This is a genomic window from uncultured Algibacter sp., from assembly GCF_947495675.1.
Classification (GTDB): Bacteria; Bacteroidota; Bacteroidia; order Flavobacteriales; family Flavobacteriaceae; genus Algibacter_B.
The window spans coordinates 137,472-152,182 of the sequence record NZ_CANLZX010000006.1; the positions used below are offsets into that span (position 1 = coordinate 137,472).

At 30.5% G+C, this 14,711-nt stretch carries 13 protein-coding genes; 10 read left to right on the forward strand and 3 right to left on the reverse strand.

All coding sequences use genetic code 11. The features are described 5' to 3' along the window. Position 1 precedes the first annotated feature (1 nt). Both pta and gldA read right to left on the reverse strand, forming a co-directional pair. A complete protein-coding gene (gene pta, locus Q0842_RS06445) occupies positions 2-2,092 on the reverse strand; it encodes a phosphate acetyltransferase (protein WP_298495710.1) in 2,091 nt (696 codons plus the stop codon). Between the two features lie 228 nt (positions 2,093-2,320). After that, the gene (gene gldA, locus Q0842_RS06450; RefSeq protein WP_298495713.1) at positions 2,321-3,217 is read right to left on the reverse strand and encodes a gliding motility-associated ABC transporter ATP-binding subunit GldA; all 897 of its coding nucleotides are present in this window, start codon (positions 3,215-3,217) and stop codon (positions 2,321-2,323) included. Positions 3,218-3,537: 320 nt separating this feature from the next. On the opposite strand from gldA, the gene Q0842_RS06455 reads away from it, so the two are divergent. Genes Q0842_RS06455 through Q0842_RS06470 form a run of 4 tightly spaced genes read left to right on the forward strand, consistent with a single transcriptional unit; the run spans position 3,538 to position 7,456 of the window. Beyond that, entirely contained in the window at positions 3,538-4,365 is an 828-nt protein-coding gene (locus tag Q0842_RS06455) for a prephenate dehydratase (protein ID WP_298495716.1), read from the forward strand. Further along, positions 4,362-5,507: an aminotransferase class I/II-fold pyridoxal phosphate-dependent enzyme gene (locus tag Q0842_RS06460; protein ID WP_298495718.1), complete on the forward strand. Its 1,146-nt coding sequence runs from the start codon at positions 4,362-4,364 to the stop codon at positions 5,505-5,507. The genes Q0842_RS06455 and Q0842_RS06460 overlap by 4 nt, the downstream gene beginning before the upstream one ends. Before the next feature lies 1 nt (position 5,508). Continuing rightward, positions 5,509-6,360, forward strand: a complete 852-nt coding sequence (locus Q0842_RS06465) for a prephenate dehydrogenase (protein WP_298495721.1) — start codon at positions 5,509-5,511, stop codon at positions 6,358-6,360. Positions 6,361-6,373: 13 nt separating this feature from the next. Then, positions 6,374-7,456 (forward strand): bifunctional 3-deoxy-7-phosphoheptulonate synthase/chorismate mutase type II, encoded by a 1,083-nt coding sequence (locus tag Q0842_RS06470; protein WP_298495724.1) that lies wholly within the window; start codon positions 6,374-6,376, stop codon positions 7,454-7,456. A gap of 88 nt (positions 7,457-7,544) precedes the next feature. Here the strand turns inward: Q0842_RS06470 and Q0842_RS06475 are convergent, their stop codons facing one another. After that, positions 7,545-8,354, reverse strand: coding sequence for a hypothetical protein (locus tag Q0842_RS06475; protein WP_298495726.1), 810 nt, complete (start codon positions 8,352-8,354; stop codon positions 7,545-7,547). A gap of 87 nt (positions 8,355-8,441) precedes the next feature. Here Q0842_RS06475 and rsgA point away from each other — a divergent pair, with 87 nt between their 5' ends. The 6 genes from rsgA to Q0842_RS06505 all read left to right on the forward strand — a co-directional run bounded on the left by rsgA (position 8,442) and on the right by Q0842_RS06505 (position 14,685). Next, the gene (gene rsgA, locus Q0842_RS06480) at positions 8,442-9,392 is read left to right on the forward strand and encodes a ribosome small subunit-dependent GTPase A (protein ID WP_298495729.1); all 951 of its coding nucleotides are present in this window, start codon (positions 8,442-8,444) and stop codon (positions 9,390-9,392) included. Then, entirely contained in the window at positions 9,389-9,841 is a 453-nt protein-coding gene (gene dtd, locus Q0842_RS06485) for a D-aminoacyl-tRNA deacylase (RefSeq protein ID WP_298495730.1), read from the forward strand. The genes rsgA and dtd overlap by 4 nt, the downstream gene beginning before the upstream one ends. Then, complete coding sequence (locus tag Q0842_RS06490) at positions 9,841-10,353, forward strand: metal-dependent hydrolase (protein WP_298495733.1); 513 nt, start codon at positions 9,841-9,843, stop codon at positions 10,351-10,353. The genes dtd and Q0842_RS06490 overlap by 1 nt, the downstream gene beginning before the upstream one ends. A 92-nt stretch (positions 10,354-10,445) precedes the next feature. Then, the gene (locus Q0842_RS06495; protein WP_298495735.1) at positions 10,446-12,353 is read left to right on the forward strand and encodes a DUF3857 domain-containing protein; all 1,908 of its coding nucleotides are present in this window, start codon (positions 10,446-10,448) and stop codon (positions 12,351-12,353) included. Positions 12,354-12,358: 5 nt separating this feature from the next. Further along, a complete protein-coding gene (locus Q0842_RS06500) occupies positions 12,359-14,359 on the forward strand; it encodes a DUF3857 domain-containing protein (RefSeq protein WP_298495738.1) in 2,001 nt (666 codons plus the stop codon). Next, positions 14,359-14,685, forward strand: coding sequence for a nucleotide pyrophosphohydrolase (locus tag Q0842_RS06505; RefSeq protein WP_298495741.1), 327 nt, complete (start codon positions 14,359-14,361; stop codon positions 14,683-14,685). The genes Q0842_RS06500 and Q0842_RS06505 overlap by 1 nt, the downstream gene beginning before the upstream one ends. Positions 14,686-14,711 lie beyond the last annotated feature (26 nt).

Below are 14,711 nucleotides of genomic sequence, written 5' to 3' on the forward strand. Positions count from 1 at the left end.
ATTAAAGGTCTTGTGCTTGAATTGCGGTTATAATTACGGTACTGTAAATATCATCAGCAGTACAGCCTCTGCTTAAATCGTTAACGGGTTTGTTTAATCCTTGTAACATAGGCCCAATAGCCAATGCACCAGTTTCACGTTGTACGGCTTTATATGTGTTGTTTCCTGTATTTAAATCAGGGAATATTAATACACTAGCTTGTCCGGCAACTTCAGAATCTGGTAATTTGCTTTTTCCAATACGCATATCAACTGCAGCATCATATTGAATTGGTCCTTCAATTTTTAAGTTTGGTGCTTTTGCTTTCGCTATTTCGGTTGCTTCTCTAACACGTTCAACATCTTCACCTTTTCCTGATGCTCCAGAAGAATAAGACAACATGGCTACTTTAGGTTCAACACCAAAATCTTTTGCAGTTTTAGCAGATGAAATTGCTATTTCTGCTAATTGTTCTGCATTTGGATTTGGGTTTATAGCACAATCTCCAAAAATAGAAACGCGATCTTCTAAACACATAAAAAATACAGATGAAACTATATTTACACCAGGTTTTGTTTTTATAAATTGTAATGCAGGGCGTAATGTATGTGCTGTTGTATGTACTGCTCCAGAAACCATACCGTCTGCGTGTCCTTTATAAATCATCATAGTTGCAAAATATGAAACATCAGACATGGTATCTCTTGCCATATCCAGATTTACATTTTTATGTTTTCTTAATTCATAAAAAGTGTTTACATAGTCTTTAAAATGTGGTGATTTTTGTGGCGAAACAATATTAATGTCATCAATATTTAATGGGATATCGTGTTTTATTATACGTTCTTGAATTTTATCTTTTTCTCCAATTAATGTTAATTCAACAACACGAGCATCAATTAATCTAGCAGCTGCACGTAGTACACGTTCATCATAACCTTCAGGCAGTACGATGTGTTTTTTATCTTTCAAGGCACGTTGTAACAAATTATATTGAAACATTCTAGGTGTGAATATATCCGATTGAAAGGTTACTAAATCTTCCGAAAGCTTTTTAGTTGCCACATGTTTTTCAAAAGTGGCAATAGATGTTTCAATTTTTTCAGAGTTTTCAGCATATATTCTAGATTTAATTTTACCAATGGTATTGGTAACGAAAAATGTTCCACCCTTAACACTAATTATTGGTACAACACTAGACAGACCTTCAATTAATTTTAAAATTGAATCTTCTGGAATTAATCCACCTGTTAAAACAATCCCAGAAATTTTTGGGTAGTTTTTTGAGATATTTGCTTGTAATGCCCCTAAAATTATATCAGCTCTATCACCTGGTGTAATAACTAAAGCATTTTCTTTTAAATGCGTAAGGTAATTGCGTAATTGCATGGCACCAACACTAAAATTTTCAGATTGGTTATTAATCATATCTTTCCCAAAAAGTATATTACCATCTAAGTTTTTGGTAATTTCTTTAATAGTAGGGCTTGCTAAACTTTTAATTTTTGGAATTACAGTGATATCTGTTCCGCTATTAATTCTTGTTTTTAAAAGTGATTTTAGTTCATCTACATCATTAGGATTAACTTTATTGGTCATGATAGATAGTACATCTACTTCTTCCTTAAATGTATCATGTGCTAATTGAACATTATCAACTACTTCTGATAACGATTTTCCATCGCCTTGAGATACTATAATAGCCGGTAATCCTAAATTTTTTGAAATTAAAAGATTGATGTCTAATTCTAAACTTGAATTTTCATGCGAGAAATCGGTACCTTCAACTAAAACAAAATCAAAACGCTCTTCAAGATATTTGTATTTTCTAATTATTTCGTCAATGACATCGCCTGATTTTCCTTTGTTATATAAATCTAAGACTTGACTTCGTGTATAAGCAAAGGTTTTTTTATAATTTATGTCTAACTCAAAATAAGATACTACAGTATTTATATGGTTATCCATATCGTTACCTTCTGTATCTTCAATGATAGGTCTAAAATAGCCAACTTTTGCAGTTTTACCTAAAAGCATTCGCATTAAACCAAGTACTACTACTGATTTGCCACTATTAGGTTCTATAGTAGCAACATAAATTCCTTTACTCATTATATCTGTTTAATTTGGTGAAAAAACATAAAAGACTCATTTCAAGTCTAAATCTTTTAACACATCATAGTTTATAATTAATCTTATAGCAAAATTACTGTCTGAATCTTATTGTTTAGATGATATTTGTCATAAAACATGTCAAATTGGTTAACCAATTTAAGCAAAAATAACTTTTAATATGTATTTTTATTAGAAAACTAAGAATAAATATAGTTATGTAATTAACTAACCATTAGTTAATTCTCTAAATAAAGTTTCTAAACTTGTGTTTTTTTGATTAAGCTGAAGTATTTTTAATTGGTTGTCATGTGCAAAATCAAACACATAAGAGCGCATATCTTCTGAAGTTTTAAATGTGATTTCATATACAAAATCGTAAGTGTTAACTACTTTTGAAACCTTAGGTAGTTTAAGTAAAAATGCATTTTCAACGCGATAGTCAAACTCAACAATAACTACTTGTTCTTTTTCATCTCTAAGCTCTTTTAGTTTTTTATCGGCAACAATAACACCTTTATTTATTATGATAACACGATCGCACATAGCCTCAACTTCTTGCATGATGTGAGTCGATAAAAATACAGTTTTTGTTTTACCAATGGACTTTATAAGATTCCTAATATCAACTAATTGATTGGGGTCTAGACCTGTAGTTGGTTCGTCTAAAATTAAGACCTCAGGATCATGTAATAAAGCATTTGCTAATCCTACTCGTTGACGATAACCTTTTGAGAGTTGCCCAATTTTTTTATGTGCTTCGGGTGTTAATCCTGTTAATTCAATAACCTCATTAATGCGTTGTTTACTAACACCATAGATGTTACTGTTAAATGCTAAATACTCTTTTATATATTGTTCTAAATAAAGCGGATTGTGTTCTGGAAGATAACCAACACTCTTTTGTACGTCTTTTGAATTAGTGGCTACATTAAAACCATTTACTTTAGTTTGTCCTTTATTTGCATTTATATAGGTGGTCAATATTTTCATCATTGTAGATTTTCCAGCACCATTTGGCCCTAAAAAGCCAACAATTTCTGGCTTTGCAACCTTAAAAGAAACGTTATTTAAGGCTTTTTGGTTGCCATATAACTTTGATACCCCTTCAACTTCAATAGACATAATTATAATAATTTGTTCAAAAATAAATGATTATATAATGTAACAAGAGATTTACTATAAAATCTTTAAAACTTTTCAGAAAAATAAAAAAAAGGTTTTATAGTATTTTGATTTCTTAAAATAATAATTACTTTAGCGGCTCAATTATGACAATGACAACAGGTTATACATATTTTAGCAACTGGTTCTATTTCTTTTTTAGCAAAAAGAACGAGGCGTTGTATGTATAATTTATAACTATAAATTAAAATATGAGTCTCGATGAAAATCGAGACTTTTTTTTGTTTAGCCATTAAATTTTTGAATTAAAAAAATAAATTTTGATTAAAACAGTAGCCATACAAGGTGTAATAGGGTCTTTTCATCATATAGTATCTCAGGAGTTTTTTAATAAACCTGTTGATGCTATTGAGTGTATGACTTTTGATAGGGTTGTAGATTCTTTAATAACTAAAGAGTGTGATGCAGCTATTATGGCGCTAGAAAATTCTATTGCTGGATCTATAATTCCAAATTATGCATTGATTGATAAGTACGATTTGCATATTGTTGGTGAACATTATTTAGATATTCAGCATAATTTAATGGCATTACCAAATCAAAAAATTGAGGATATTAAGGAAGTATATTCACATCCAATGGCATTGTTGCAATGTAAAGAGTTTTTTAAATTACATCCGCATATCAAATTAGTTGAAGATAAAGATACTGCTGAAGTAGCTCGTCGTATTCAAGAAAAAAAATTAAATGGAATTGCTGCTATTGCTAGTGTTAAAGCTGCTGAAATTTTCGAATTAAATATTTTAGCACATAGTATCCAAACCATAAAACATAATGAAACGCGCTTTGTAATCGTTAAACGTTCTAATTCTGAAGTGCCAGAAAACAAAATTAATAAGGCATCAATAAAGTTTGAAGCGAACCATAAACGAGGCAGTCTTGCTACTATTTTAAATGTAATGAGTGATTGTAAGTTGAATTTAACTAAGATACAATCATTACCTATTGTTGAGACACCTTGGAAGTATGCTTTTTTTGTTGACGTAACTTTTGATGAATATTTAGATTTTAAAAAAGCAAAATCTATAATAGATATTATGGGCGACGATTTTAAAGTGCTTGGGGAATATAAAAATGCAAAGTTATGATTGAAGCTGCTAACAGATTGCAAACAGTTGAGGAATACTACTTTTCTAAAAAATTAAGAGAAGTAAATTTGCTAATAGCGAATGGCAAGCCTATTATTAATTTAGGTATAGGTAGTCCAGATTTACAACCACCAAAAAAGGTGCTTTCTGCTATTTCTGCAAGTTTTGAAAATCCTATTGCTCATAAATATCAGAGCTATCAGGGGCTTCCAGAGCTTAGAGAAGCTATATCACGTTTTTATAAGACTCATTTTTCTGTAAATTTAAGTCCAAATACTGAGGTTTTACCATTAATGGGAAGTAAAGAAGGGATTATGCACATCTCAATGGCCTATTTAAATGAAGGCGATGAGGTTTTAATTCCAAATCCTGGATATCCAACTTATCAATCGGTAACAAAATTGGTAGGAGCAAAAGGTGTACTTTATGAACTTGATGAGGCAAACAATTGGATGCCAGATTTTAAGGCATTAGAAAAACAAGATTTAAGTAGAGTAAAAATAATGTGGGTAAATTATCCGCACATGCCAACAGGTGCAAAACCTAATAAATTTGTTTTTGAAGAACTTGTAGCTTTTGGAAAACGTAATAATATTTTAATTGTAAACGACAATCCGTATAGTTTCATTTTAAACGATTCTCCTCAAAGTATTTTAAGTGTTAAAGGAGCAAAAGATATATGTTTAGAACTAAATTCTTTAAGTAAAACCTTTAATATGGCTGGTTGGAGAGTTGGTATGGTTATGGGAGCTAACGATCATATTAATAATATTTTAAAAGTAAAAAGTAATATGGATTCCGGTATGTTTTATGGCATACAAAAAGGAGCTATTGAAGCCTTAAAATGTTCTAAAATGTGGTTTGCTACATTAAATAATGTATATCAAGAACGAAGAAATTTAGTATGGCAATTAGCCGATGCGTTAAATTGTACATATGATAAAGAAGCAACTGGGCTTTTTGTTTGGGCAAAATTACCAGCATATTTAAAGTCTGAAGAGTTTATAGATTTAGTGCTAAAAGAGAATCATATTTTTATAACACCAGGAACTATTTTTGGAACACAAGGTGAAGGTTATATTAGATTTTCTTTATGTGCATCAACAGAAGTTTTAGAAGAAGCTATAGCGAGAGTAAAGTAATATGAAAAATATATACGCCATAGGAGTAGGTTTAATAGGAGGTAGTCTTGCTATTGATATTAAAAAGAATAATCCAGATGTGATTATTCATGGTATTAGTAGAAAAGATGCAACTCTAGAAAAGGCTTTGGAGTTAAATTTAATTGATAAAAAGGCTACTTTAGATGATATTGAAAATGCCGATTTAGTAATAGTTTCTATTCCTGTTGATGCAACTGTAAAGCTATTACCAACTATTTTAGATAAAATATCTGATACTGGTTTGGTGGTTGATGCGGGTTCAACTAAAGAAGACATTTGTAAGGCTGTAGAAAATCACCCAAAACGAAGAAATTTTTTAGCAATGCATCCAATTGCTGGTACAGAACATTCTGGGCCAACAGCAGCAATAGAAGGATTGTTTAAAGGAAAAACAAATATTGTATGTGAAGTTGAAAAAACCACTTTTAAGCTTCAGGAAAAAGCATTAAAGTTATTTACAGATATTGGGATGCGTATACGTTATATGAATCCAAAAGATCATGATAAACACATAGCATATGTGTCGCATTTATCACACATTAGCTCTTTTATGTTAGGTAAAACGGTAATTGATAAAGAAAGAAACGAACGCGATATTTTTGATATGGCTGGTAGTGGATTTGCTTCAACCGTTCGTTTAGCAAAAAGTTCGCCAGAAATGTGGACACCAATTTTTAAACAAAATAAAACTAATGTTATAGAAACATTAGAAGAGTATATAAACAATCTCACGCATTTTAAAGAGTTAATGAAAAAAGACGATTTTGATGCTATTTTTAATGAGATGGAAAGTACAAATCATATAAAAGATATTTTAAAAGGAATTAGTTAAGAAGAGTAAAATTATGGAAAACACAAAAAAAATGAGAACCTGGTTAGATGATTTAAATTTAGATCATCCTTTAGTAATTGCAGGTCCATGTAGCGCAGAAACAGAAGAGCAAGTATTAAAGATTGCTCACGAATTGAAAGATACAGATGTTAGTTACTTTAGAGCTGGTATTTGGAAACCAAGAACTAGACCTGGTAATTTTGAAGGTGTAGGAGCTTTAGGTTTAAAGTGGTTACAAAAAGTAAAAGCAGAAACAGGCATGAAAGTATGTACTGAAGTTGCAAATGCAGCCCACGTAAAATTAGCTTTAGAGCATGATATAGATTTGCTTTGGATAGGAGCGCGTTCAACAGTTTCTCCTTTTATTATGCAAGAAATTGCTGATGCTTTACAAGGCACAGATAAACCTGTATTAGTTAAAAATCCTGTTAATCCAGATTTGGCTTTATGGTTAGGTGGTATTGAAAGAATTTACAGTTCTGGTGTTAAAAATATTGGTGCTATCCATAGAGGTTTTTCTACTTACGCAAAAACAAAATACCGTAATACTCCAGAATGGCAATTAGCTATCGAGTTTCAAAATAAATTTCCAGATATTCCTTTAATTAACGATCCGTCGCATATTACTGGTAAGAGAGATATGATTCATGAAGTGTCTCAAGAGGCTTTAGATTTAAATTTTGATGGATTAATGATTGAAACACATTACGATCCAGAAAATGCTTGGAGTGATGCTGCACAGCAGGTTACTCCTTCTACTTTAATTCAAATTATGAAGGATTTAAAAATTAGAAAAGAAGGAAATAACGAGGAAGATTACAACAAGTCTTTAAATAATTTAAGAGCCCAAATTGATGTCGTTGATAATCAGATATTAGATTTATTAGGTAAACGTATGCAAGCAGCAGAAGGCATTGGTTCACTTAAAAAATCAAAAAACGTTGCTATTTTACAAAATAAACGTTGGAACGAGATTTTAGGAAAAATGGTTTTAGAAGGAGAGCAACATGGGTTAAGCGAAGAGTTTATCTTAAGAATGTTTAAAGCAGTTCACCAAGAGTCAATTAATCATCAAGAGAAAATAATTAACGGATAATAATATTTATCTAACAAATTAATTCCATAAAAAATGCCTCGTTTTAACGAGGCATTTTTTATATTATGTATTTTAAATAATATACTGTCTATTGGTATGAGAAATCAAAAACAGATTGATTATCTCTTCCTTGAGGAACTTGGCCTTGATAAATAAAACAATATTCACCAGGTTCAAGTGATTCTGGTATTACTCTAAATTTATTACCTTCAATAACTTCAATTTTAAAAGGGAGAGCATATTTAGGGTCTATTCCGTTACTATTCCCTAACCAATTACTTTTTCCTGTTACAACTTCTCTTAAGTTTTTTCTTTCCTTAACTGTAAGTTTTACTAAAACAAATTCGTTTGGAGATGTTGCAGTTCTAAACCACCAATTTAAGATGCCAGCTTGGTTTCCTTGATTTGTTTGCATGTTATCAACCTCACCAGATGAAGGGTCAAAAACAAATAAAAATTCAGGATTTTGTGCTTTTATAACGTTGTTCGATTTTGTTTTTGGTAATTGAGCTTTTTTCTTAGAATTGATTAAACCAGAAACAAGTTTTTGTGCAGCTGCATTAGAGTTAGATCCAGAAAAAACTGAAGGTTGAATTAATTTTTTATCATCGTTGTCAGTAATGTAATAAATCCCAGTTTTAGATTTTGTGTTATGCTTAGATTTTTGCATTATGAGTGATATAACTTCAGATGATACACCGGCGTCTTTAAGCTTTGATAACTCGCCAATGGATGCGTCAAACTTAACATCAGAAGAGTTAATTTTGTCTATAATCATATAGTCATCAAAATCAAGTTTTTGCATTTGAATGACAGATTCATTTGTAATTGTTTCTTGAGCAGAAATGTTAGAAAAGGATAGTAATAATACTCCTAATAGAATAATAGATTTTTTCATTTATATACTTTTATAATTAATAGCTATGCGAATATATATATTATCTCACTTAAATTTTAATTTTTTTGAATTACTTTTGGGTGTAATATGACAGGACACGTTTATAAATCTACAGGAAGTTGGTACACGGTAAAAACCGATTTAGGCCAAACTTACGAATGCCGAATAAAAGGTAAATTTCGTTTAAAAGGTATAAAAAGTACCAACCCTATAGCAGTAGGAGATATTGTGGATTTTGAATTAGAAACCGATAATAATACAGAAACAGGTGTTATTCATAACATTCATGACCGAACCAATTATATTGTTAGAAAATCTGTAAACTTATCTAAGCAAACCCATATAATTGCAGCCAATTTAGATCAGGTTTTTTTAATGATTACTATTAATAACCCACCAACACTTACCAGTTTTATCGATCGGTTTTTAGTAACTGCAGAGGCGTATTCTATTAAAACAGTTTTACTATTTAACAAGATTGATACCTACGATGAAGAAACTTTAAATGAAGTTAGATTTTTAGCACACATTTATAGGGAAATTGGTTATGAGTGTATTGGTGTTTCGGCTACAACAGGAAAAAATGTAGACAAGGTTAAAGCATTAATGCAAGATAAAACAAGTATGTTTTCTGGGCATTCTGGTGTTGGGAAATCTACACTTGTTAATACTATTGAGCCAACATTAAATATAAAAACAAAAGAAATTTCAACTTTATACAGCCAAGGGCAGCATACAACTACTTTTGCCGAAATGTTCGATTTAAGTTTTGGAGCAAAAATTATTGATACACCTGGTATAAAAGGTTTTGGTGTTGTTGATATGGATAAAGAAGAAGTGGGCGATTACTTTCCTGAAATATTCAAGCTAAAACAACATTGTAAATTCAATAATTGTTTACATTTAAAAGAGCCAAAATGTGCTGTTAAAGAAGCTTTAGATAATGATGAAATAGCCTATTCTCGCTACCGCAGTTACGTGCAAATTTTAGAAGGCGAAGACGAACATTACCGAACAGATATTTGGGATAAAGAATGAAAGCAGTTATCCAACGTGTATCAAGTGCAAGTGTAACTATTGATAATAAAAAAGTAGCTTTAATTGAGAGCGGGCTTTTAATTTTATTAGGTATAGTTGATGATGATAATTATGAAGACATTAAATGGCTATCAAACAAAATTGTAAACTTGAGAGTTTTTGGTGATGAAAATGGCGTTATGAATACTTCTTTAAAAGATATAAATGGTAATGCCATTGTTGTAAGTCAATTTACCTTACATGCTTCAACCAAAAAAGGTAACCGCCCAAGTTATATTAAAGCAGCAAAACCAGATGTTGCCATTCCGCTTTATGAAACTTTTATAAATCAACTTGAAAAAGATTTAGGTAAAAATGTGCAAACTGGAAAATTTGGAGCCGACATGAAAGTTGAGTTGCTTAATGATGGTCCAGTTACTATTATTATTGATTCAAAAAACAAAGCATAATGGCTTCTGCTTTTGGTCATGCTATAGTTGGGCTTACTTTAACGAAAGTAATTGATAATAAGAATCTCAAATGGCTATTGTTATTAGCCATATTTTCTACAATTTTGCCAGATTTTGATGTTGTTGCTTTTAAGTTAGGAATAGCTTACGAACATCCTTTAGGGCATCGCGGATTTACCCATTCCATTGTTTTTGCAATGCTTTGGGCCTTGCTTTTAATGTTTACAATTGGTAAAAAACATAAATTAATTTGGTTTTTGGTTATTTTCTTTTCAACACTTTCACATGGTTTTCTTGATGCGATGACTTCAGGAGGCAGAGGTGTTGGTTTTTTTATTCCTTTCAATAATGATAGGTTCTTCTTTCCTTTTAGAGAAATATTAGTCTCACCTTTGGGTATTAAAAATTTTTTTTCCACTTGGGGATTACATGTGCTTTTTAGCGAATTTAAATACATTGTATTACCATGTTTCCTTATATTTATTGTGAGATTTTTAGTTAAAAAATATTAGTGTTTTAATTTAATAAAATGACTTTTCTCATAAAAACGTAAGTAATGTTGTATTACTTTTAATCACTCTTTTGAGCTTAAAAACAAGTAAGAATGTATTTAAAGTCTATTCTAAGTATTCTATTTCTATTAATAACTTCAACAACATTCTCTCAAGATAATTTACTAACAAGCTTTACGGTTCCTGCAAATCTTATTAAGAATGCTAATGCAATTGTTCGTGCTAATGATTTGCAAATCAATTTAAAATCTTCTAGTGAGATGCATGTTTTAGAAAAAAGAATTGTTACCGTATTAAATAAAGAAGGTGATGATGCTATTAATGCCTACGTGCATTATGATAATAATGTTAAAATAAAAGATTTAGAGGTAATTGTTTATAATGCAGGTGGTTCCCAAATTAAAAAGATTAAGAAAAACGATTTTAAAGATGTTAGTGCTGTTGATGGAGGTACATTGTATTCAGATTCAAGGGTGAAATATTTAGAATATACACCAATAGGGTATCCATATACCATTGAGTTTGTTTGTGAAACTGTAACCAGTAATACTGCCTTTATACAATCGTTTAGCCCAATAAGCGATTATTTTTTGAGTATAGAAAATAGTACATATCAAATAACTTTTCCAAGTGATATCACTATAAGAACCAAAGAAAAAAACTTTGATAATTTTGAATTAATAAAAGAAGAAATTAGCGGAGTCATAAAATATAAAGTTGAAAATATTCCAGCTATAAAACCAGAAAAATATGCGCCAGCATTTTTTGATATGGCTCCAAAAGTGTTAGTTGTATCAAATAAATTTACTTTAGAGGGTGTACAAACACAAGTAGAAAATTGGAATGATTTCGGTAAATGGATGTATCATGATTTAATAAAAAACACACATGATTTGCCTGAAAGCACTATTACCATGATTAAAAACTTAGTGAAAGATGAACCAAGCGACATTGAAAAAGCTAAGAAAATATATAAATACGTTCAAGATAAAACCCGTTATATAAGTGTTCAAGTTGGTATTGGTGGTTGGAAACCCTTCAATGCATCAGAGGTAGATAAATTAGGATATGGTGATTGCAAGGCGTTAACAAATTATACCATGTCGCTTTTAAAAGCTGTTGGTATTAAATCTAATTATACGGTTGTTTATGCAGGTGATTCACAAAGAAGTTTAGAAGACGATTTTGCTGCCATGCAAGGCAATCATGTTATTTTAAATATACCCACAAAAAATGAAAATATTTGGTTAGAATGTACTAGCCAAAAATTACCTTTTGGATTTATTGGCGACTTTACAGACGATAGAGATGTGCTGGTTATCACTCCAGAAGGCGGCATAATCAAGCATACTAAAAAATATAACGTAGAAGAAAATATACAAACCATTAATGGTAATTATACAGTATCCAATTATGGCATGCTAGAAGCCGATGCGCTTATAAAATCAAAAGGCATTCAATACGATGATAAATATTGGTTAGAGACCGAGACAGAAAGGGATTTAGATACTTATTATAAAGAGCGTTGGCGTTATATAAATGATATATCAATAAGTAGTATGGATATTAAAAACAATAAACAAGATATAGAGTTTATTGAACATATACATTTTAATGCTACCAATTATACCAAAAAAATAGGTAATAGAATGTTGCTTACCATAAATGCTTTAAATAGAAATATTCATTTACCAGATCGCTATAGAAACAGAAAATTTCCGCTTAAAGTAAAACGTGGTTTTAAAGATGTAGATGAGTTTAAGGTTAAGCTTCCTTCTGAATATAAAATTGAATCATTACCTAAAAATGCATCTATTGAAAATAAGTATGGTAGTTATAATACCCAAATTATTAGCAAAGATGATAACACACTTGTTTATAAACGAGAGTTTATAATTAATGATGGTGAATTTACAAAAGAAGATTATACAGCTTTTAGGGGTTTTTATAAGGAAGTAACCAAATTAGATAACGCGAAAATAGCATTAATTAAAAAATAGTGTCAATGAGAATTTTAGTTTTATTAATAAGTTTATGTTTTTCAATAACGGCATTTGCTCAAGATTATGATTTTGGTAAAGTGTCTAAAGAAGAGCTTCTAGAAAAATTTAACCCATTAGATTCAACTGCTAATGCTACCTACTTGTATAAAAATAGGCGCACCTATTTTCAGTATAACCAAGGTGAGGGTTTTGAGCAAATAACAGAGGTTCATGAGCGTATAAAAATTTATAATCAAGAAGGATTTGACTATGCAACTAAACAAATAAGATTGTATGTTAGTGGTAATAGTAAAGAAGAAATTTCAGGAATTAAAGGTTACACATATAATTTAAAAGGAGGGAAAATTGAAGATTTTAAACTATCAAAAAATGGAATTTTTGATTCTGAGTTAAGTAAATATGCCAATCAAGTTAAGTTTACTATGCCAAACATTAAGCCAGGTTCGGTTATAGAATATAAATACAGAATTCTATCTCCTTTTATTTCCAATGTTGATGAATTTATATTGCAGCATGATATTCCAATTAAAAAATTAGAAGCAAGATTTGAAGCGCCAGAATATTTTAGTTTTAAAATAAACGTTAAAGGGTATTTGTCAGTTGCTCCTGTGGTTGAAACAAAAAGGGATAAAATAATTTTTCAAAATAAAGAGCGTAATTATGGAGTACAGGGGACAACATTTAGTACGTCTAATCTAGATTTTGACAAAAAAGTAGATACTTATAATCTAGATAATATTCCAGCCTTAAAAGAAGAATCCTATGTAAATAATATGGATAATTATAGATCTTCAGTTAAGTATGAGCTTTCCTATACCAAATTTCCTAATAGCAATATAGAATACTATTCAACCACCTGGGAAGATGTCGTGAAAAGAATTTATAAAAGTTCAGATTTTGGTAGTGAATTAGATAAAAAAGGCTATTATGAAGATGATATTGATGCACTAATAAGTTCTGTTTCTGATCCAGCCACTAGAGTAGCTGTAATTTTTAATTTTGTAAAATCAAAAATTAAGTGGAATGGTTATCATGGCTATTATACCGATAAGGGTGTAAAAAAAGCCTATAAAGAACAAGTAGGTAATGTGGCAGATATAAATTTAATGCTTACCTCTATGTTGAAATATGCAGGTTTAAATGCTTACCCAGTTTTAGTAAGCACTAGGCGAAATGGTATTCCTATATTTCCAACCCGAGAAGGTTATAACTATGTAGTAAGTTATGTAAAGCTTATTGATGGTGTTGTTTTATTGGATGCTACTAGTAAGTATAGCGAGCCTAATGTGCTACCTTATAAGGTGTTAAATTGGCAAGGTAGAGTTATATCAGAGCATGGTGGTTCAACATTAATTGATTTATACCCAAAACAAAAATCTAAAAATAGTATCGCAATGATGGCTACATTAAGTGAAAATGGAGATATTGATGGAGGCTGCAGAAGTATAAAAACCAATCATAGAGCGTTGACATTTAGAGAAAGCTATAATGATGTTAACAAAGATGAATATTTAGAAAAACTTGAAAATGAATACAACGGAATTGAAATTGCAGATTATGAAGTCAAAAATGATTTAGATTTATCTAAACCAATTGTAGAGTCTTATAAATTTGTTAAGGAAAGTCAGGCTGATATTATTGGCGATAAAATATATTTTTCACCATTTTTCTTTTTAAAAACAAGCGAAAGTCCTTTTAAACTAGAGAAACGAGAATTTCCCGTAGATTTTGGCTATCCGTCAATGACTAGTTACAGAATAATTATTAATATACCCGAAGGTTATAAAGTTGAAAGTATTCCAGAGCCAGTTGCATTTATGATGCCAGATAATTTAGGGGTGTTTAAATATAATATCTCTGCAAATGGGAATAAAGTACAATTGTTAGTAGATTCGGAAATTAATGAGTCAATTATATCATCTATTTATTATGATGCTTTAAAAGCGTATTTTAGTCAGCTAGTAGAAAAAGAAGCAGAACAAATAGTTTTAACTAAAGCATAATGAATATACAAAACGCACAAAAAGAAGTAGACGATTGGATTAAAGAACACGGGGTTAGATATTTCAATGAGCTTACCAATATGGCTCAACTTACAGAAGAAGTTGGCGAAGTTGCTCGAATTATAGCCAGACGTTATGGCGAACAAAGCGAAAAAGAAAGCGATAAGGATAAAGACTTAGGCGAAGAATTAGCCGATGTAATGTTTGTTGTGTTGTGTTTAGCAAACCAAACAGGTGTAGATTTACAAAAAGCTTTTGATAAAAGAATGCATAAGAAAGGAAAACGAGACCACGATAGGCATCATAATAACGAAAAATTAAAGTAAATTTGCGACTTCTTTAAATAAGAATT